Below are 20,048 nucleotides of genomic sequence, written 5' to 3' on the forward strand. Positions count from 1 at the left end.
ACCACCGGTGCGGAGTGGAGCTAAGGAGAATCGAACTCCTGACCTATTGCATGCCATGCAATCGCTCTACCAACTGAGCTATAGCCCCGCAGTTCCGCGACTCCCGCCCCCGGTTTCCCGTCTGCGTTCCTCGCTGCGAACGAGGAAGACTCTAGCTGGTCAGAGCCGGAACTGTGAAATCCGGGTCGGGCGGCCGTCAGGTCTCGTCGCCGATGACCGGCTGCGGCAGCGTTCCCGCGTTGTGCTCCAGCAGCCGCCAGCCGCGCGTGTCCTGGCCGAGCACCGACCAGCAGCAGTTGGAGAGGCCGCCGAAGCGCTCCCACAGCCGCGGCTCCAGGCCCAGCATCCGGCCGATCATGGTGCGGATGGTGCCGCCGTGGCTGACCACCACCAGGGTGCCGCCCTCCGGCAGCTTGTCCACCGCGTCGAGCACCACCGGGACGGCCCGGTCGGCCACCTCGGTGGCCAGCTCGCCGCCGCCGCGGCGCACCTGCTCGCCGTTCGCCCACGCCTCGTACTGCTCCGGGTACCGGGCCCGGATCTCGGCGTTGGTGAGCCCCTGCCACTCCCCCGCGTAGGTCTCCCGCAGGCCCTCGTGGTGGTGCACCTCGAGGCCGGTGAGCCCGGCGAGCTCAGCGGCGGTGCGCCGGGCCCGTTGCAGGTCGGAGGAGATCAGCAGGTCGGGCCGGAGCCCGGCGAGCAGCCGGGCCGCCCGCTGGGCCTGGAAGACGCCCTGGTCGGTGAGCTCGATGTCCGTCGTCCCTTGGAACCGCGATTCGAGGTTCCAGGAGGTCTGGCCGTGCCGCCAGAAGACGATGCGCGGCCAGACCGCCGGGCGGCTCAGAGGTCGCCCCCGGAGACGGCGTTGCCGGCGGCGTCGGTGACGGCGTTCTCCGGCCGGTTGCGGGTGGCCAGCGCGTCCTCGGGGAGCGGCAGCTCGGGGCAGTCCTTCCACAGGCGGTCGAGCGAGTAGAAGGAGCGCTCCTCGGAGTGCTGGACGTGCACCACGATGTCCAGGTAGTCGAGCAGGATCCAGCGGCCCTCGCGCTCGCCCTCCCGGCGCACCGGCTTGATGTCGAGCTTCTCGCGCAGCTGGTCCTCGATCTCCTCGGCGATCGACCGCACCTGGCGGTCGTTGGCGGCGGAGGCGATCAGGAAGGCGTCGGTGATCGACAGCACCTCGCTGACGTCGAAGGCGATGATGTCGTGCGCCAGCTTGTCGGCCGCCGCCTGTGCGGCGACGGTGATCAGTTCCTGGCTTCGGTCGGTGACGGTCACGTTGCTCTTCCGGCTCGGCTGTGGGGATACCCTCCCAGGATCTCACGAACACGACGGAGCCCCCGAGCGTTTTCCGCCCGGGGGCTCCGTCCCCGCCTCAACGGCGCCTCGACGGCACCCCGGCCGCCCCCGCGCAGCCGCCTCCGCTCACTGCGTCTTCTGGGACGGCGGCTGGTAGTCCTTGCCGACCACCAGCACCAGGTCCGCGTTCTGCGCGTCGGTGACCTTCTTCACCGCGGAGTCCGGCAGGCCCATGCTGGTGGCCAGGGTGAGGGCCGCCGACTGCTTGGCGTCGTCGGTGTAGCGGATCTCGGAGGTCGCCTGCTCGGTCGCCTTGGCGCTGGACGGCAGCGCGTCCATGCCCGCGTTGATCACCGCGACCTGCGCGGCGGCCACCGAGGTCTCGCTGCCGGAGGCGTTGACCACGGTGACGCGAGTGGAACCGCCGGTGCCCTTGGCGCTGCCGATGGCCCCGCCGAGGATCTCCTTCACCTGCTTGCCCGCGGTGGCGTCGTCCAGGGTGCCGTCGGGCTTGGTGGTGAGCACGGCGGTGGACAGGTGGCCGGCCTTCGCCTGCTTGGCCAGGTTGACCAGCACGCCGGCCAGCGCGCTCTCGGGGAGCGACGGGTCGGGGACCATGTTCATCCGGTGCACGTCGTCGGTGGCCTCCGCCATGGTGGTCGGCATGGCGTTGATCACCCCGGCCATCACCTGGCCGAACCGGGCGAGTTGGGCGTCCGGGGCCTCACCGGGCGCCTGCAGGGTCGCGTAGGCGACGGCGGCGTGCCCGCTCAGCAGGACGTCCTTGCCCGCCGGGGCGAGCACCTTGCCGTCCGCCTTGTTCCCCTCGCGCACCTCGGCGTTGGTGTCCACCTTGACGCCGCCGAGCTGGGTGACCAGCAGCAGCAGGTAGGGGGTGTCCAACCGCCAGGTGCCGGCCACCTTGGCGCCGAGCACCGCGGAGAGGCCGTCACGGGTGGCGGAGGCGCCGAGCTCCGACGGGGCCTTGCTCATCGTCGTGGTGGCGGAATCGCCGTTGCTGGGCAGTTGCAGGGCGTCCGGCAGCAGCAGCACGGTCGCCTTCCTGCCCCCCTCGTCGTCGACCAGCAGGGCGGTGGTGATCTTGCCCTGCGGGTCGTACAGGTGCACCACGTTGACGTACCGGCCGCCGACCGCCGCGGCCGCGTCGTCCCCGCCGCCGAGCTTCCCGCTCCACCACAGGTAGCCCACCGTGCCGGACGCCAGCACCGCCACGACCACCAGCAGCGCGACCAGCCGGTTGCGCAGCCGCCGCCGGCGCTCGGCCCGCACCTCGCTGCGCGACTCGGCGAACTTCAGCCAGTCGATCGCGTCCTCGGACTCCTCCGTCTGCTCGTCGACGAAGCTGAACTCGCCCGTGGTGTACGAGTCCCCGCCCTTGGCCTGCGCCCGGGCCGCCGCCGCCCGGCCACCGACCAGCTCGGACGGCTCCTCCGCCGACGCAGCCGTTCCGGTCGGCCCGACCGACCCGGCCGACCCGGCCGAGCCCGCCGCCCCCGGACGCGTCCGCGGCGGTACCACCCCGGCGGCCGCCCCCGCCACCGGGCTCCCCGGCGGCACCCCGCGCCCGGCCGCCCGGCCGGGCGCCCGCTCGGACCCGGGCCCGGAAGCCTGTCCGGGCACCTGCCCGGGGGCCTGCGTCGCGGTCGACTGCGGGTAGCGCCCCGACTCGGGCTGCTGCTGCCCGTAGGAGGGGTCGTAGGGCTGCTGCTGCCCGTACGCGTCCCCGCCCTGCTGACCGCCGCCCTGCCCCGGGTCGTCGAACTGCCCCTGGTAGCCGCCCTGTTCGAACCCCTGCGGCTCGTATCCACCCTGCCCGTAACCGGCGGACTGCTCGTAGCCCTGCCCGGGGTACCCGGACTGCCCGTAGCCGCCCTGCCCGTACCCGGACTGCTCGTACCCGGACTGCTCGTAGCCCTGCGCCGGGTACCCGGGAGCGCCGGCCTGCTGCCCGCCGTCGCCGTATTCGCCGTACGCGGCCTGCGGGTACCCCCCGGGCTGCTGGTACTGGCTGCCGCCGTACTGGTCGTACTGACCGCCCTGCCCGTACGGCTGTTGCTGCGACGGCTGCTGCGCCTGCTGCCCGTACGGCTGCTGCTCGTAGCCCTCGTACCCCTGCTGTTCGTAGTCCTGCTGCTCGTACCCCTGCTGTTCGTACCCCTGCTGCGGGTAGTACCCGGGCTGCTGCTGTTGCGGCGACGGCTGCTGCTGGGGGTGGGGCGGGCGGGGCTGGGGGTGCTGGCCGAACCAGTTCTGGTCGTCGGACGTTCCGGTCACGTCGTCCCTCCCGGGGGCATCAAGGCCGGGCCGACGCGTACAGCGCCCGCTTGTGGATGTATCGGACCACGCCGTCCGGCACCAGGTACCAGATGGGTTCGCCCTTGGCGACGCGCACCCGGCAGTCGGTGGAGGAGATGGCGAGTGCGGGCACCTCGACCAGCGAGACGCCGCCGACCGGCAGGCCGGTGTCGGAGAGAGTATGGCCCGGCCTGGTGCAGCCGATGAAGTGCGCGAGGTCGAAGAGTTCCTCGGAGGAGCGCCAGGAGATGATCTGGGCGAGGGCGTCGGCGCCGGTGATGAAGAAGAGCTCGGCGTCGGGGTGGAGGCCGCGCAGCTCGCGCAGGGTGTCGACGGTGTAGGTGGGGCCGTTGCGGTCGATGTCGATCCGGCTGACCGAGAACTGGGGGTTCTCGGCGGTGGCGATCACCGTCATCAGGTAGCGGTCCTCGGCCGGCGAGACCTGCCGGTCGGACTTCTGCCAGGGCTTCCCGGTGGGGACGAAGATCACCTCGTCCAGCTGGAAGGCGCTCGCCACCTCGCTGGCGGCGACCAGGTGGCCGTGGTGGATGGGGTCGAAGGTGCCGCCCATCACGCCCAGTCGCCGCCTGCGCGGAGCGTCTCCCGGCACCCGTGCGTCCACGGCCGGTGCGCCCACGGGCGACGTGTCCACGGACGACGTGTCCACGGCCAGGGTGCCCGCAGCCGGTGTGCCCACGGCCGGTGTGCCCACGGCCGGAGCGTTCGTCGCGGGAGCGTCCACCGCCGGAGCGTCAGCTGCCGGGGTGCCTGGCGCGGAGGTGCCCGGCGCCACGTTCGTCCCGGAGGTCTCGACCTGCTCTCTCATGGCGCCACACCTTACGCGACCCGGATGTCCCGGCGATTCCGCCCGTCGACGGGCCCCCGCAGCACCGCGCTCCGCCACCCCGGGGCCGCGGACGCGCGGCGGACGGGGCGGCGGTGCGACCGGGGTCAGCGGTCGCGGTTGAAGCGGGTGGTGATGAACAGCAGGAGCAGCAGGATGAACAGCGCCGCGCCACCCGTCAGCAGGGGGTTGAGGCTGTCGTGGTTACCGCCCTCCTCGGCGAGGTGGACGATGGCGGGCAGGGCAGCAGGGCTCATGATCGGCGGGACCTTCTCGGCTCGGTGTGAGGACCAGGCGGTCACGGACCGTACGGCCCGCGCGCTCATCGTACGGGGGCCCGACACGCAACCGCGCGGCGGCCCACCGCGTCTGACCACCCGTGAACCGTCGTCCGGTCGGCGGCGCGCCGACCGCGCCGGGAACGGGCGTCCGGAAGGCCCGGCGCCCACGGCCCGCCCGGCGCCCACGGCCCGCCCGGCGCTCCGACCAGCCTTGCGGCCGGTCTCCCGACAGCCCCGACAACCCGGGCGGCCCGACGACCCGGGCCCGAACCCGGCGCCGGGGCAGTCCGGTCAGCCCAAGGCCAGGTCGACCCAAGGCCAGGTCAGTCCAAGGTCAGGCCGGCCCAAGGTCAGCTCAGCTCAGGTCGTCGGCCGTGCGCCCGGTCGCCCCGGTCCGCTCGGCCTCGCCGGCGGACTCCCGGGCCGCGTCGCGCTTCGCGCCGTCGCGGTTCGCCCGGGCCAGCGCCCACACCATCAGGCCGACTCCGACGAAGGAGGCGATCAGGATGAACCGCAGGAACAGACCGGGGCCGTTCTCGGTGGAGATCGGTCCGGCGAGCTGGACCAGGTCGGCAGAGGTCATCACGGGGCTCCTTGTTCGGTACGGCAGAGCCAGCGTAGTCCCGTTTACCGCCGCCCCGGCCCGGCACCCCCGGAGTGTCCCCGAGCGGACGGGCAGTGGACGGGCAGTGGACGGGCAACAGCCCGGAAGCGGCCGGGAAGGCCCGTCCCCGCCCTCCCCGGCCGCGACGCGGGCGGCGTAGCGTGACCGCGGGGACGAGTACGGACACACCGACGTTGAAGTGGAAAGCAGCGGGGGCCGGCCACAGGTGCCGGTGCCGGCGTCGATCCAGGAGAGGTACTCAATGACCGACATGACCAAGGGTTCCGCGCCGAGCCGCCGCCGCCAGCGCTTCCCGGACATCTCCACCCGGGCCTGGGAGCACCCGGCGGACCGCTCGGGGCTGGTGGCGCTGCGCAAGCTCTCCGGTTTCGACGACGTCCTGAAGAAGCTGGCCGGCCTGGTGTCGGAGCGCAGCGTGCGCCTGCTGTTCCTGGCCACCGCGGTCAAGACGTCGGAGCGTCAGTTCCCGGAGCTGTACGACATGGTCCGCGACGCCGCGTACGTGCTGGACCTGGAGAAGGTCCCGGAGCTGTACGTCTCCCAGGACCCGAAGGTCAACGCGTACTGCATCGGCATGGAGACCCCGGTGATCGTGGTCACCACCGGGCTGGTCGAGCTGATGGACGAGGAGGAGCTGCGGGCGGTGATCGGCCACGAGGTCGGCCACGCGATGTCCGGGCACGCCGTCTACCGGACGATGCTGATGATCCTCACCAACCTGGCGGCCCGGATCGGCTGGATACCGCTGGGCAACCTGGCGATCACCGCGCTGATCACCGCGCTCAAGGAGTGGTTCCGCAAGGCGGAGCTGTCCAGCGACCGGGCCGGCCTGCTGGCCGGTCAGGACCTGCAGGCGTCGATGCGGTCGCTGATGAAGCTGGCCGGCGGCGCGCACCTGGCGGAGATGAACGTGGACGCGTTCCTGGAGCAGGCCGCGGAGTACGACAAGGCCGGTGACCTGCGCGACAGCGTGCTGAAGCTGCTCCAGGTGCTGCCGCAGTCCCACCCCTTCGCGGTGACCCGGGTGGCCCAGCTGAAGAAGTGGGCGGAGAGCGAGGAGTACCGCTCGATCCTGGCCGGGGCGTACCCGCGCCGCGGTGACGACCCGGAGACCTCGGTCGGCGCGCAGTGGAAGGCCGCCGCCGAGTCGTACTCGCAGTCGGTGAAGGAGAGCAAGGACCCGCTGATGGGCCTGCTGCGCGACCTGGGCAACGGCGTCGGCACGGTCGGCGGCAAGCTCCGCGACACCTTCGCGGGCGCCGGCCGCGGCAACGGCGGCGGCAACGGCGGCGGTACCAAGGACGGCGAGCCGCAGGACTGACCGGACTGATCCGACGACTGCCCGGCCAGCCGACTGAACCCTCGTGCACCGGCCGGTTCAGCAGGTTCAGCCGGTGATCGGCCCGAGCACCCCGCAGGACTGCCAGGCCGGCCGCCCGTGGTCGGTCGGGTCGACGACCGGCGGGGTGCTCGGGCGGACGCCCGCCGCGGTGGCCAGGATCGGCTGCAGGTAGTCGCTCTGCCCGGCCGTGCAGGAGCTGGGCCCGGCCTGCACGGCGGCGTCGACCACCCGCAGCCGGCCGATGTCCAGGTCGGCCCGGTCGATGTCGATGCGCACCGCCCGGCGCACCGCGTACAGGGTGACCGACGGGTCGCTGGTGGTGCCGGCCGGGCGCAGCGCGTACACCAGGGTGTGGTCGGTGGTGACCTGCAGGGTGTCGCCGTCGAGTTCGCCGATGTGGATGCTGCCGGCGGCCTTGACGGTGTCGGTGGCCAGCGCGACCTGCCCGGGGTCGAAGCGGACCATCCAGCCGGTGGCGTCGTGGTGCTGGTCGTCCCGGGGCGAGTTCGTGCTGTCGTCGTACTGGGCGAGTTCGCCGGCCGTGAGCAGGTTGCGGACCTGCGCGGTTTCGTTGGCGGTCAGGGTGGCCGGGTTCAGCTCGGAGGCCACCAGGTAGTGCTGGACGGAGTCCAGGGCCCGCTGCACCTGGGAGCCGGTGAAGTGGGCGGTGGCGGTGGCGGTCGGCAGCCCGAGCCCGGCCGGACCGTCGGCGTACCCGGCGGGCAGTCCGGCGAACGGGTCGGCGTGGTCGGCGGCCGCGGTGACCGCCCCGGCCGGGGCGAGCGGGGTGAGGCTGACGCTCAGCTGGGTGCCGCTGGGCGGGGCGACCTCCCCGTGCGGGGAGCTGATCCCGAAGTAGACGGCCGCGGCGAACGCCAGCGCGACGACCAGCAGCAGGGCGATGGCCTGCCGGGGCACGGCGAGCCAACCCCAGCCGCGCGGCCGGGTGGCCCGGCCCGGGGCGCCCGACAGCCGCTCCTGCGCGGACAGCTCCTGGATCCGGGCAGCCCGGACGAACGATTCGTCGAAGACGACGGACCGGAACTCGTCATCGTTGGAACCACCCTCGGGCGTGCCCCCAGGAGGCTCGCGCGGGTCACCCATGACACCAGGGTAGACTCGCGGGCCGCTCGCGACGAGGGGGCGCGGGCAACGAGCGCGCGACGGTGCGTGATGCCCCCGAGGGGCGTCAGCCCACCGGGACGGCGGCCACCGCGGACGGCTGCACCGGCACCGCGGACGGAGCGCCCCCGGACGAGCCGGTCCCGGACGGGGCGGTCCCGGACGGGGCGCCGCTGTCCTTGGGCTGGCTGCTGCTGCCGCTGGTCGGCCGGGCCGGCGAGTCCTGCCCGGCCCCGCCGACGCCCCGGTACACCGCGGCGACCGACAGCGCGACCAGGCCGACGCCCATCACCAGGGCCAGCACCCAGGCCACCGGCCGGTGCCAGCGCTGCTGGGCGACCGTCCCGCCGCGCAGCGGGTCGAAGGCGCGGACCCGGGAGCGGCGGGTGCGCCGTTCCTGCCGGTCGCACCCGGACCACGGATCGGGGTAGAAGCGGTCCTCGTCGAGTCCGCCGGGCAGCGGGCGCAGCTCCAGCGGCAGCGCCTCGCTCCCACCGGCGAACTCGGCGAACTCGGCGGATTCGGTGAACTCGTAGCTCCGGGCCGCACCGGCCTGTTCCGGTTCGAGCCGGGCCTCGGCTGCGGCGAGCTGCCGCTCCCGGGCGCTCGGCTCGTGCACGGCGGCGGAGCGGACGAAGCTCTCGTCGAAGACCACGGTGGCGAACTCGTCGTCCGCACCACCGTGGTCGGCGCCGTCGGAGTACGGCGAGCCCCCCACATCCTCAGCCACGGATTCAATGTATTACCGGCCGGGGCTTTTGTCTGTGGGTCCCGCCGATCGGGTCCGGACGGGCTACGGCATTCGGCCGCGCGGGCCCCCACCGCCCCGCACGCCCCCTGCCGCGGGTTCAGCCGCCGACGGTCTGCCGGGCCTCGCCGCGCACGTGCCCGTCGCCGGTGACGATGTACTTGGTGCTGGTCAGCTCCGGCAGGCCCATCGGGCCGCGGGCGTGCAGCTTCTGGGTGGAGATGCCGATCTCCGCGCCGAAGCCGAACTCGCCGCCGTCGGTGAACCGGGTCGAGGCGTTGACGGCCACCGTGGTGGAGTCGACGAGCTGGGTGAAACGGCGGGCGGCCGGCTGCGAGCCGGTGACGATCGCCTCGGTGTGGCCCGAGGAGTAGCGGCGGATGTGCTCCACCGCGGCCTCCAGCGAGGGCACCACGGCGGCGGCCAGGTCGAGCGACAGGTACTCGGTCCCCCAGTCCTCCTCGGTCGCCGGGACGGCCGTCACCCCGGTGCCCTCGGCGGCCTTGAGCACCGCGTCGTCGCCGTGCACGGTGACGCCGGCCCCGGCCAGCGCGGCCAGCGCGAGCGGCAGGAAGGCGTCCGCGACGTCCTGGTGCACCAGCAGGGTCTCGGCCGAGTTGCAGACGCTGACCCGCTGCGCCTTGGAGTTCAGCAGCACGCCGACGGCCATCGCCAGGTCGGCCTGGGCGTCCACGTACACGTGGCAGTTGCCGGTGCCGGTCTCGATCACCGGGACGGTCGAGCCCTCGACCACGGTGCGGATCAGCGAGGCGCCGCCGCGCGGGATCAGCACGTCGACCAGGCCGCGGGCGCGCATCAGCTCCTGCACCGACTCGCGGCTCTCGCCCGGCACCAGCTGGATCACGTCGGCCGGCAGGCCCGCGCCGGCCACTGCCGCGCGCAGCACCTCCACCAGCGCGGTGTTGGAGCGGTACGCGGAGCCCGAGCCGCGCAGCAGCACCGCGTTGCCGGACTTCAGGCAGAGCGCGGCGGCGTCCACCGTGACGTTCGGCCGGGCCTCGTAGATGATGCCGACCACGCCCAGCGGGACGCGGACCTGGCGCACGTCGAGGCCGTTGGGCAGGGTGTAGCCGCGGACCACCTCGCCCACCGGGTCGGGCAGGCCGACCACGCTGCGGACGTCGGCGGCGATCGCGGCGATCCGCTCCCCGGTCAGCGTCAGGCGGTCGATCACCGACTCGGCGGTGCCGGCCGCGCGGGCCCGCTCGACGTCCTCCGCGTTGGCGGCGGTGATCTCGTCGGCCCGCTCGACCAGCGCGTCCGCGATCGCCAGCAGCGCGGCGTCCTTCACCGAGCGCGGCACTGGCGCCAGGGCGGCGGCCGCCGCCCGGGCACGGCGCGCGGCGGCGAGGACGGGGCTGTCGGCGGTGGCGGTGAGATCGCTCATGCCGCAAAGCCTAGCGAGCCGACCGCCCCGTTCCGGCGCGCATTTCGCCCGCTGAGACGCCCGGCCCGGGAGCACGCCCCCGGTCGACCGCCCGGAAGCACGGCCCGGACCACGGCCCGGACCACGACCGGGGAGCCCGACCGGGAGCCGTCCGCCGGGGTCAGTACGGGTGCACCCCGCCGAGCTGCGGCGGCGGGGACCCGAAGCCCTCCGCGACCCGCTTGTGGTACGTCGGGCGGTCCACCACCTCCAGGCCGACGATCTCCCAGGCCGGGAGCTTCGCGCTGGCCTTGTGCTCGCCCCACAGCCGCAGCGCGATCGCCGCCGCGTCGTGCAGGTCCCGCGCCTCCTCCCAGTAGCGGACCTCGGCGTGGTCCGCGGCGTACCGGGCGGTCAGGAAGAACGAGTGGTCGTGCGCCAGTTTCTCCAGTGCCGTCCGCAGTTCCGGCAGCGGTGTCGCCGCGCCCGCCACGCTCAGCACCACGTGCCACATCCGGGCCTGCTCGCGCGGGGCCTCCCGCTGCTCGACGTCCCGGCCGCCCTCGATGCTGGTGAGCCGCCGCTCGGGCCTCTGCCCCGGCAGCGCTTCCTCCCGCCTGCGAACCACCGGCGGCCTCCCATTCAGCGTGTCGCGCGGACCCCCCGGCCCGCTGCTCCCACCCCCCGTACCGGCCCCGCCGCCCGCGCTCAGCCGCGCAGCACGACCAGGTCGTCGCGGTGGACGACCTCGCGTTCGTACGCGGCACCGAGCTCCTGGGCCAGTTCTCGGGTGGACCGGCCGAGCAGACGGGGCAACTCCCTCGCATCAAAGTTGACCAGTCCGCGGGCGACGATGTGACCGTTTTCGCCAAGAAGGTCGACCGGATCACCCGCGGCGAACTCGCCCTCCACCCGGGTCACCCCGGCCGGCAGCAGGGACTTCCCGCCGTGCACGACGGCCGCCACCGCCCCGTCGTCCAGGGTCAGCGAGCCGCGCGGGGAGGAGGCGTGCTCCAGCCAGAGCAGCCGGTCGGCGGAGCGGCTGCCCGTGCGCCGGAACAGCGTGCCGGTGGGCCGGCCGGCCAGCGCGTCGGCCGCCTGGCTGGCCGCCGTCAGCACCACCGGGATGCCCGCGCCGGTGGCGATCCGGGCCGCCTCGACCTTGGTGACCATGCCGCCGGTGCCGACGCCCGCCTTACCGGCGCTGCCGACCTCGACGCCCGCCAGGTCCTCGGGGCCGCGCACCAGCTCGATCCGGCTGGTGCCGGGCTTGGCCGGGTCGCCGTCGTACAGGCCGTCCACGTCGGAGAGCAGCACCAGCAGGTCGGCCCGGACCAGGTGGGCCACCAGCGCGGCCAGCCGGTCGTTGTCGCCGAACCTGATCTCGGCGGTGGCCACCGTGTCGTTCTCGTTGACGACCGGCACCGCGCCCATCGTCAGCAGCTGCTCCAGCGTCCGGTAGGCGTTGCGGTAGTGGGCCCGGCGGCTGGCGTCCTCGGCGGTCAGCAGCACCTGCCCGACCCGCACCCCGTAACGCGCGAAGGAGGCCGTGTACCGGGCCACCAGCAGCCCCTGGCCGACGCTGGCCGCGGCCTGCTGCCGGGCCAGGTCCTTGGGGCGCTTCTCCAGGCCGAGCGGGGCCAGGCCGGCCGCGATCGCGCCGGAGGAGACCAGCACCAGCTCCGGCGCGTCCGGGCGGCGGCGCAGCTTGGCCAGCGCGTCGACCAGGGCGTCCACCCGGTCCGCGTCGAGTCCGCCGGCGGCGGTGGTCAGCGAGGAGGAGCCGACCTTCACCACGATCCGCCGCGCCGAAACGACCTCCTCGCGGAGCAGCTGATCCACCATCAGTCCGACCTTTCCGACGCGCCCTGTGTACGTCCGCAATCTAGCGAGCCGGATTGCGGGTCACGAAATCGCGACGAGGCGTGAGACGTCCGGGCCCGGCCCCGCGCGGGGCCGGGCCCGGAAAGCGCGGACGGGGGCGCGGGCGGTCCGCCCGCGCCCCCGTCGTGCGGGTACGCCCCTACTCGTCGAGCTGCTCGCGACCGGAGGAGAGCGCCTCGAACTCCAGGTACTCCTGCTCCGCCGAGTCCCGGCCGCGCTGCCGCTCGCGGCGGCGGTCGACGGCGGGGCGCTGGGTCTCCATCCGGTGGTCCTCGCCGCGCCGGCCGAGCATCTCGGCGCCGGCCGCCATGGTGGGCTCCCAGTCGAAGACGACCGCGTTCTCCTCGGGGCCGATGATGACGGTGTCGCCCTCCTGGGCGCCGATCTTCCACAGCTGCTGCTCGACGCCGAGCCGGGCCAGCCGGTCGGCGAGGTAGCCGACCGCCTCGTCGTTGGCGAAGTCGGTCTGCCGGACCCAGCGTTCGGGCTTGCCGCCGCGGATGCGGTAGGCGCCGTCCTCCTCCTCGATGGTGAAGCCGGCGTCGTCGACGGCGGTGGGCCGGATGACGATCCGGGTGTTCTCCTGGACCGGCTTGGCGGCGCGCGCGGCGGCGACGATCTCGGCCAGCGCGAAGGAGAGTTCGCGCAGGCCCTTGTGGGCGAGCGCGGAGACCTCGAACACCCGGTAGCCGCGCTCCTCCAGCGAAGCGCGGGTCAGGTCGGCGATGTCCTGGCCGTCCGGGACGTCGACCTTGTTGAGCGCGACCAGCCGCGGCCGGTCCTCCAGGCCGCCGTACTGGGCGAGTTCGTCCTCGATGGTCTCCAGGTCGGTGAGCGGGTCGCGGCCCGGCTCCAGGGTGGCGCAGTCCAGGACGTGCACCAGCACCTCGCAGCGCTCGACGTGCCGCAGGAACTCCAGGCCCAGGCCCTTGCCCTGGCTGGCGCCGGGGATCAGGCCGGGCACGTCGGCGATCGTGTAGACGGTCTCGCCGGCGGTCACCACGCCGAGGTTGGGGACGAGGGTGGTGAACGGGTAGTCGGCGATCTTCGGCTTGGCGGCGGAGAGCACCGAGATCAGCGAGGACTTGCCGGCGCTCGGGTAGCCGACCAGCGCGACGTCGGCGACGGACTTCAGCTCCATCACGATGTCGCGGGCCTCGCCGGGCTCGCCGAGCAGCGCGAAGCCGGGGGCCTTGCGGCGGGCGGAGGCCAGCGCCGCGTTGCCCAGGCCGCCGCGACCGCCCTGGGCGGCGACGAAGCTGGTGCCGGGGCCGACCAGGTCGGCCAGCACGTTCCCCTTGCGGTCGAGCACGACGGTGCCGTCCGGGACGGGCAGCACGATGTCCGGGCCGACCGCGCCGGTGCGGTGACCGCCCGCGCCGGGCTTGCCGTTGGTGGCCTTGCGCTTGGGCGAGTGGTGGTACTCGAGGAGCGTGGTGACCTGCGGGTCCACGACCAGGATGACCGAGCCACCCTCGCCGCCGTTGCCCCCGTCGGGGCCGCCCAGCGGCTTGAACTTCTCCCGGTGCACGGAGGCGCAGCCGTGGCCCCCGTTACCCGCGGCGACATGCAGTTCGACGCGGTCCACGAAGGTGGTCATGAGGTGTGCCTCCCGGGCGAAAAGAAAAGGGTGTCCTGCGGTAAAGCAGAAGGGTGGGCCCGGATCATCCCGGCCCACCCTTCACAGCGAGTCTGTACGGACTCAGGCCTCGACGGCCACGATGTTGACGACCTTGCGGCCGCGACGGTTGCCGAACTCCACGGCACCGGCGGTCAGCGCGAACAGCGTGTCGTCGCCGCCACGGCCGACGTTGGCGCCCGGGTGGAAGTGGGTGCCGCGCTGGCGGACGATGATCTCGCCGGCGGAGACGACCTGACCGCCGAAGCGCTTCACGCCGAGGCGCTGGGCGTTCGAGTCACGACCGTTGCGAGTGGAACTCGCACCCTTCTTGTGTGCCATCTGGCTATCCCCTTTCTAGGAAGACCGCAGGAAGTGGTTACTTGCTGACCGAGTCGATGCTGGTGATGCGCACCGCGGTGTGCTTCTGGCGGTGGCCCTGACGACGGCGGTAGCCGGTCTTGTTCTTGTAGCGCAGGATGACGATCTTGTCGCCCTTGGTGTGGTCGACGACCTCGGCGTGCGCCTTCACGCCACCGAGCACCCACGGGTCGGAGGTGATGGACTCACCGTCGACGACGAGGATGGTCGAGAGCTCGACCGAGTCACCCGGCTTGGCGTCGATACGGTCGATCTCCAGCACGTCGCCCACGGCGACCTTGTGCTGGCGGCCGCCGGCGCGAACGATCGCGTACATGCGGTACCTGCTTTCCTAACTCGGTCGGAACTCCGGATGCCAGCCGCCTGGGTATGGACACAAGCGGCCTCCCCCGGAAACGCCGGAAGCGGCGTCCACCCGGGAGGTGAGGTGCTCTGGAGCGCGGCGTCAACACGCCGATGGTCAAGGATACGGACCGGCCCATCCGAAGACAAACCGGGACGTGCGGAGGGGCCGGGAGCGGCGCGTCGGCGCTGCTCCCGGCCCCCGTGGACTCACTCCGCGGCCGGGCTCACTCCGCGGCGCCGTCGCCCTCGGCGGCCGCGGCCTTCTTGGCCGCCGTGGTCCGCTTGGTGGCGGTCTTGCGGGCGGTCGTCTTCTTGGCGGCCGTGGCGGTGGTCTTCTTCGCCGCGGCCTTCTTGGCCGTCGCGGTCTTCTTGGCGGCGGTCGCGGTCTTGGCGGCGGTCGCGGTCTTGGCCGCGGTCTTCCGGGGGCCCGCTTCTTCGGCGCGGCCTCCTCGGCCGGGTCCTCGACGGGCTGCTCGGTGTCGACCTCGACGGTGACCTCGGCCCCGGGCTCCACCGCGGCGACGGCCTCGGCCGCCACCTCCGCGGCCGTCCCGGCGACCTCGACGGCCGACTGCTGCTCGGCGGCCGACTTCTCGGCGGCGCTCAGCGCGGCCTCCATCGCGGCCTCGGCGCGGGCCTGCAGGACCACGATCTCGGCCTCGCCGGACGCCCCGGCCGGAGCGGTGGCCTTGCGCACCGCGCGGCGCCGGGTGCGCCCGCCCGCCGCGGGGGCGGCCGGCGGGATCTCCACCAGGCCGGGCTTCTCCTCGACGACGGCCTGAGCGGCCTCGGCGGCCCGCACTGGCTCGGTGTCGGCGGCACCGGTCTCGACGATCTCGGTGTCGGCGAACACGTCGACCGGCTCCAGCTCCTCGACCACGTCCAGGACGGTCTCCGCGGCCTCGACCGCCTCGGCGACCTCGGCGGACTCGACCGACCCGAGACCCTCGACCGCGTCGGTCTCCGCGCCGCCGGCCCCGCCGCGGCCCCGGCGGCGGCGCTTGCCGCCGCCCTCGCCGGTGCCGGAGGCGGCGGCGGCGTGCGAGCCCTGGTGGCCGTGGCCGGGCTGGTCCATGTGGACGATCACGCCGCGGCCGTTGCAGTGCACGCAGGGCTCGGAGAAGGACTCCAGCAGGCCCTGGCCGACCCGCTTGCGGGTCATCTGGACCAGGCCGAGCGAGGTGACCTCGGCGACCTGGTGCTTGGTGCGGTCCCGGCCCAGGCACTCCAGCAGGCGGCGCAGCACCAGGTCCCGGTTGGACTCCAGCACCATGTCGATGAAGTCGATCACGATGATGCCGCCGAGGTCGCGCAGCCGCAGCTGGCGGACGATCTCCTCGGCCGCCTCGATGTTGTTGCGGGTGACGGTCTCCTCAAGGTTGCCGCCCTGGCCGACGAACTTGCCGGTGTTGACGTCGATGACGATCATCGCCTCGGTCCGGTCGATCACCAGCGAGCCGCCGGAGGGCAGCCAGACCTTGCGGTCCAGCGCCTTCATCAACTGCTCGTCGATCCGGTAGGTGGCGAACACGTCGACGTCCGAGGTCCAGCGCTGCAGGCGCTCGGTGAGGTCGGGGGCGACGTTGGTGACGTAGTCGTGGATGGTGTTCCAGGCTTCGGAGCCGCTGACGATGACCTTGGTGAAGTCCTCGTTGAAGATGTCGCGGACCACCCGGACGGTCATGTCGGGCTCGCCGTACAGCAGCGCCGGGGCGTTGCCGGTGGCGGCCTTCTTCTGGATCTCCTCCCACTGCTGCTGGAGGCGCTGGACGTCGCGGGTGAGCTCCTCCTCGGAGGCGCCCTCGGCGGCGGTGCGCACGATCACGCCCGCGTCGTCCGGGACGATCTTCTTGAGGATCTGCTTGAGGCGGGCCCGCTCGTTCTCCGGCAGCTTGCGGGAGATGCCGGTCATCGAGCCCTCGGGCACGTACACCAGGTAGCGGCCGGGCAGCGAGATCTGGCTGGTCAGCCGGGCGCCCTTGTGGCCGATCGGGTCCTTGGAGACCTGCACCAGCACGGACTGGCCGGACTTCAGCACCGACTCGATCCGGCGCGGGCCGCCGTGGCCGCCGAGCGCGCCGAAGTTGACCTCGCCCGCGTACAGCACGGCGTTGCGGCCCTTGCCGATGTCGACGAACGCGGCCTCCATGGACGGCAGCACGTTCTGCACCTTGCCCAGGTACACGTTGCCGACGTAACTGGTGGCCTGCTCCTTGTTGACGTAGTGCTCGACCAGCACGCCGTCCTCGAGCACGCCGATCTGGGTGCGGGCGCCGTTCTGGCGGACCACCATGACCCGCTCGACGGACTCCCGGCGGGCCAGGAACTCGGCCTCGGTGATGATCGGGACGCGGCGGCGGCCCAGCTCGCGGCCCTCGCGGCGGCGCTGCTTCTTGGCCTCCAGGCGGGTGGAGCCCTTGATGGACTGCACCTCGTCCGGGTCGAACGCGGGCTCCGCGGAGCGGCGACGCGGCTCGCGCACCTTCACCACGGTGCGCACGCCGTCCTCGCCGGCCTCCGGCTGGTCGGCGCCCTCACCGCTGCGGCGGCGACGGCGACGGCGGCGGCGCGAGGAGGACAGGCCGGCGGCCAGGTCGTCCTCCTGGTCGTCCTCGGCCTCGTCGTGGTCGTCGCCCGCGTCGGCGCCCTGGTGGGCGGCGTCCTCGGTCTCGGCGCTCTCGGCCTCGACCGACTCGGGCGCGTCCTCGGCGTCACCGCGACGGCGGCGACGGCCACCGCGACGGCGGCGGCGGGACGGGCGGTCGTCCTCCCACTCCGCGTCCTGCTCGGGGCCGGCGGCGGGCGCCTCGACCTCGGCGGGGGCCTCGACCAGGGCGGCGGGGGCGGCCGGAGCAGCCGGAGCGGCGGCCTTGGCGGGCTGCTGGGCGGCCTTCGCGGGCTTGGCCGACTGCTGGACGCGCACCGCGGTGCGGACCCGGCGGCGGCGGCCGACGCCGCTGTACTCGAACTCCTCCTCGGACGCCCGCTCCTCCTCGACCGCGGCGGCCGGAGCCGGCTCGGCGGCCTTGGCGGCGGTGGTCTTGGCGGCGGTGCTCTTGGCCGCGGCGGCCTTGGCGGCGGGCGCGGGGGCGGTGAAGGGCTCGGGCTCCTGGAACACCGGCGCCTGGAAGATCGCGGTGGACGGGCGGACGGCCCGGCGGCGGGCGCGCGGCGGCTCGGCCTCGACGACCGGCTCGGGCTCCGCGACTGCCTCGACCGGGGCCTCCACCTCGGCCTCCGGCTCCTCCTCGGCGACCGGCTCGGCCTCGGGCGCGGGCTCGACGGCCGGCTCCTCGACCGCCACCGGCGACTGCACCGGCGCGGAGGCGCGCTTGCGGGTGCGGCGGGCGCGGACCGGCTTCTCCTCCGCCACCGGCTCGGCGGCGGGAGCCTCGGCGGCCGGGGCCTCGGCGGGCACCTCGGGCGCGGCCTCAACCGCGGCAGGGGCCTCCGGCGCACCGGCCGGAGCCTCGGCACGCTTACGGGTACGGCGGGCGCGGACCGGCTTCTCCTCCGCCACCGGCTCAGCGGCGGGAGCCTCGGCCTCGGCGGCGGCCGGGGCCTCGGCGGGCACCTCGGGCGCGGCCTCAACCGCGGCAGGGGCCTCCGGCGCACCGGCCGGAGCCTCGGCACGCTTACGGGTGCGCCGGGCGCGGACCGGCTTCTCCTCCGCCACCGGCTCGGCGGCCGGGGCCTCGGCCTCGGCCGCCGGGGCGGCGGGGGCCGCCACCACGGTCCCGGCGCCCTCGCTCGCGGCACCCTGCGGGGAGCCGGCCGGGCGGGACACCGCTCGGCGGCGGCGGCGCGGCGGTGCCGCGGCGGTGCCGTCGGCCCCGTTGTCGTTGTTGTTGTCGGCCGCAGCGGGCTGCGGTTCGGTGTTTTCGAGCATGCGGGTGTGTCTCCCGTCAGGCCCCCGGGCTCCGCGTCCTGGCACGACGCTCCACCGCGTTCACCAGCCGGACGCCGCTTCGGGCGGTCCGGCTCCCACGGTGCCGTCGTGCGGACGTGAGACCGCACAGGGGCTCGTAGTCTCGCTCAACCCCCCGCGGGACGCGGGGGGTCGAAAAGTCTTCTGGTCTGACCAGTTCTTCTCAGTTTTCAAGGGCCGGGCCGAAAGGATGGCCGGGCCTGCGCGCGACGACGCTCGCTCCCCTGGGGAGCCGCGGGGGCCGGGGAGCCACAGGCCCGGAGTTCTCTCCGTGCCTGCGCTCCCGCCCACTCGGCGGACGGCGGTTGCGCGCGGCGGGGCGGCCTACCGGCCGACCTCGGCCGCGGCGCGGTCGAGCGCCAGCGGGTCGGTCACCGTGCCGGTCTGCTCGTCGAGCGGCCCCTGCGCCAGCCTGGTCACCTCTACGGGGACCGGCGGCGCGAGGTCGGCCGTCGAACGGAGACCGGACAATACGTCGTCGGGTCGTACGGCGGGTGTGGCGTGTCGTACTACCAGCCGCAGTATCGCACAGGGAGCGCCCGCGCGAACATCGTCCGCACCGTCCGTGGCCGTGTTGTCACCGATCCCGACCAGGGGGGAGCCCTCGGGGACGGTTTCGATCGCGGCGACGGCGGCGCGCGCGTCGAAGGTGCGCAGGCCGTTCTTGGTCATCCGCTGGACCTCGACCGCCTCGGCGGCCAGAAACACGGCGGCGGCCTTCTCGGCCTCGGCGGGCTCCACGCCGGGCAGGCGCAGCAGCCACTCGGAGGCTTCCAGGCGCTCCACGAAGTTGCCGGTGGCGACCTCGACGGCGTCGGTGACGTCCAGGCCGGGCGGCAGCGACTCGTCCAGTTGGCGGCGGAGCGCCTCCGGGTCGCGGTGCTCGGCGAGGCCGATCTCCAGGTACTCGGCCTCGCTGGCGGTGCCGGTCGGGGCGGCGTTGGCGTAGGAGACCTTGGGGTGCGGGGTGAAGCCCGCGGAGTAGGCCATCGGGACGGCCGAGCGGCGGAGCGCGCGCTCGAACGCCCGCTGGAAGTCCCGGTGGCTGGTGAAGCGCAGACGGCCGCGCTTGGTGTAGCGGAGACGGATGCGCTGCACCGTCGGCGCGGGCGGCGGACCGTCGGGCGTGCGGCGTGCCAGGGGGCTCAGTCCTTCGTCAGTTGTCCCCGTCCGGCCTCGCACCGCGTGCGGCTCCGGCCGGACCTTGTCCCCACCAAGGGTACGCGGTGCGTCAGCCGAGCAGCGTCCGCCGTACCTCCCGGGCCACCCGGCGGACCTCCGCCCTGACGGGCCACCAGACGTCGCGGCGCACCCAGCGGCAGGGGGCGACCACGGTGAAGCGCCAGATCCGGCCGCCGAGCCGCCAGGCCCGGCGGAACGCCAGCCAGAGCGCGCGCAGCACCGGGAACAGCACCGGCCGCCACAGCCAGTCCCGGAACGCCCTGCCGAGCGGCACCAGCACCCACCGCCACAGCGCCCGGACCGGCACCGCGACCAGGTGGTACGCCGACCAGGCGACCACCCGGCCGAACCCGACCGCCAGGTACGCCGTCCCGCGCCCGATCGGGGCCAGCACGTAGTTCCACAGCGCCGCCAGGACCGGCCGCACCACCCACCGCCACAGCCAGGTCAGCGGCACCACCACCACCCACCGCCACAGCCGGCCGACCGGGACGACCACCAGCCGGTACAGCAGCGGCCCCAGCACCCCCCGCCAGAGCAGGCGCAGCGGCCATAGCAACACCCTGTCGACCAGCCATCCGGCCCCGCGGGCGACCAGCGCCACGAGTTCCCACAGCAGCCGCAGCGGCACCACCACCGCCACCACCACCAGCCGCACCAACGCGACCAGGCAGCCCCCGCCCTGCTGAGCCATCGTCACTCCCCCGTCGCCCGATCAGCCGATGGTCATACCCGGGCAAAGGGCC

General features: G+C 74.0%; 18 protein-coding genes and 1 tRNA gene. 1 reads left to right on the forward strand and 18 read right to left on the reverse strand.

Annotated features, from left to right (window positions below; translation table 11 throughout):
* Nucleotides 1-15: 15 nt before the first annotated feature.
* The 7 genes from QMQ26_RS11945 to QMQ26_RS11975 form a co-directional block, all read right to left on the reverse strand.
* Nucleotides 16-88 (reverse strand) — tRNA-Ala (locus QMQ26_RS11945).
* A 108-nt stretch (nucleotides 89-196) separates the two neighbouring features.
* Complete coding sequence (locus QMQ26_RS11950) at nucleotides 197-844, reverse strand: histidine phosphatase family protein (RefSeq protein WP_282206499.1); 648 nt, start codon at nucleotides 842-844, stop codon at nucleotides 197-199.
* Entirely contained in the window at nucleotides 841-1,278 is a 438-nt protein-coding gene (rsfS, locus tag QMQ26_RS11955) for a ribosome silencing factor (RefSeq protein WP_100836116.1), read from the reverse strand. The genes QMQ26_RS11950 and rsfS overlap by 4 nt, the downstream gene beginning before the upstream one ends.
* Nucleotides 1,279-1,425: 147 nt before the next feature.
* Entirely contained in the window at nucleotides 1,426-3,594 is a 2,169-nt protein-coding gene (locus QMQ26_RS11960) for a LytR C-terminal domain-containing protein (RefSeq protein WP_282205694.1), read from the reverse strand.
* A 19-nt stretch (nucleotides 3,595-3,613) separates the two neighbouring features.
* Nucleotides 3,614-4,252, reverse strand: a complete 639-nt coding sequence (gene nadD / locus QMQ26_RS11965; RefSeq protein ID WP_404814170.1) for a nicotinate-nucleotide adenylyltransferase — start codon at nucleotides 4,250-4,252, stop codon at nucleotides 3,614-3,616.
* Nucleotides 4,253-4,566: 314 nt separating this feature from the next.
* On the reverse strand, nucleotides 4,567-4,716 hold the full coding sequence (locus tag QMQ26_RS11970; protein ID WP_162870004.1) for a hypothetical protein: 150 nt from the start codon (nucleotides 4,714-4,716) through the stop codon (nucleotides 4,567-4,569).
* A 379-nt stretch (nucleotides 4,717-5,095) separates the two neighbouring features.
* Complete coding sequence (locus QMQ26_RS11975; protein WP_100836119.1) at nucleotides 5,096-5,323, reverse strand: hypothetical protein; 228 nt, start codon at nucleotides 5,321-5,323, stop codon at nucleotides 5,096-5,098.
* A gap of 283 nt (nucleotides 5,324-5,606) precedes the next feature.
* Here QMQ26_RS11975 and QMQ26_RS11980 point away from each other — a divergent pair, with 283 nt between their 5' ends.
* The gene (locus QMQ26_RS11980) at nucleotides 5,607-6,686 is read left to right on the forward strand and encodes a M48 family metallopeptidase (protein ID WP_282205696.1); all 1,080 of its coding nucleotides are present in this window, start codon (nucleotides 5,607-5,609) and stop codon (nucleotides 6,684-6,686) included.
* A gap of 66 nt (nucleotides 6,687-6,752) precedes the next feature.
* Here the strand turns inward: QMQ26_RS11980 and QMQ26_RS11985 are convergent, their stop codons facing one another.
* From QMQ26_RS11985 to QMQ26_RS12035, 11 genes are all read right to left on the reverse strand, one after another.
* The gene (locus QMQ26_RS11985; RefSeq protein WP_282205697.1) at nucleotides 6,753-7,811 is read right to left on the reverse strand and encodes an SCO2583 family membrane protein; all 1,059 of its coding nucleotides are present in this window, start codon (nucleotides 7,809-7,811) and stop codon (nucleotides 6,753-6,755) included.
* Between the two features lie 85 nt (nucleotides 7,812-7,896).
* A complete protein-coding gene (locus QMQ26_RS11990; protein WP_282205698.1) occupies nucleotides 7,897-8,559 on the reverse strand; it encodes an SCO2584 family spore wall biosynthesis protein in 663 nt (220 codons plus the stop codon).
* A 118-nt stretch (nucleotides 8,560-8,677) separates the two neighbouring features.
* Entirely contained in the window at nucleotides 8,678-9,985 is a 1,308-nt protein-coding gene (locus QMQ26_RS11995; RefSeq protein WP_282205699.1) for a glutamate-5-semialdehyde dehydrogenase, read from the reverse strand.
* A 160-nt stretch (nucleotides 9,986-10,145) separates the two neighbouring features.
* Nucleotides 10,146-10,592, reverse strand: a complete 447-nt coding sequence (locus tag QMQ26_RS12000; protein WP_404814115.1) for a hypothetical protein — start codon at nucleotides 10,590-10,592, stop codon at nucleotides 10,146-10,148.
* 80 nt (nucleotides 10,593-10,672) lie between these two features.
* Nucleotides 10,673-11,809, reverse strand: coding sequence for a glutamate 5-kinase (gene proB / locus QMQ26_RS12005; RefSeq protein WP_100836125.1), 1,137 nt, complete (start codon nucleotides 11,807-11,809; stop codon nucleotides 10,673-10,675).
* A 178-nt stretch (nucleotides 11,810-11,987) separates the two neighbouring features.
* Entirely contained in the window at nucleotides 11,988-13,448 is a 1,461-nt protein-coding gene (gene obgE, locus QMQ26_RS12010; RefSeq protein ID WP_100836126.1) for a GTPase ObgE, read from the reverse strand.
* Between the two features lie 102 nt (nucleotides 13,449-13,550).
* Complete coding sequence (gene rpmA, locus QMQ26_RS12015; RefSeq protein WP_030906548.1) at nucleotides 13,551-13,808, reverse strand: 50S ribosomal protein L27; 258 nt, start codon at nucleotides 13,806-13,808, stop codon at nucleotides 13,551-13,553.
* A gap of 37 nt (nucleotides 13,809-13,845) precedes the next feature.
* Nucleotides 13,846-14,163, reverse strand: coding sequence for a 50S ribosomal protein L21 (rplU, locus tag QMQ26_RS12020; protein WP_100836127.1), 318 nt, complete (start codon nucleotides 14,161-14,163; stop codon nucleotides 13,846-13,848).
* A 144-nt stretch (nucleotides 14,164-14,307) separates the two neighbouring features.
* Nucleotides 14,308-18,081 carry an Rne/Rng family ribonuclease gene (locus QMQ26_RS12025; RefSeq protein WP_449768972.1) on the reverse strand — a complete coding sequence of 1,258 codons (3,774 nt, stop codon included), beginning with the start codon at nucleotides 18,079-18,081 and terminating at the stop codon, nucleotides 14,308-14,310.
* A gap of 363 nt (nucleotides 18,082-18,444) precedes the next feature.
* Nucleotides 18,445-19,218, reverse strand: a complete 774-nt coding sequence (locus tag QMQ26_RS12030) for a TIGR03936 family radical SAM-associated protein (RefSeq protein WP_100836129.1) — start codon at nucleotides 19,216-19,218, stop codon at nucleotides 18,445-18,447.
* Nucleotides 19,219-19,351: 133 nt separating this feature from the next.
* Entirely contained in the window at nucleotides 19,352-19,996 is a 645-nt protein-coding gene (locus tag QMQ26_RS12035; protein WP_282205700.1) for a hypothetical protein, read from the reverse strand.
* Nucleotides 19,997-20,048: the final 52 nt, after the last annotated feature.

This window comes from Kitasatospora fiedleri (assembly GCF_948472415.1).
GTDB classification, from domain to species: Bacteria; Actinomycetota; Actinomycetes; order Streptomycetales; family Streptomycetaceae; genus Kitasatospora; species Kitasatospora fiedleri.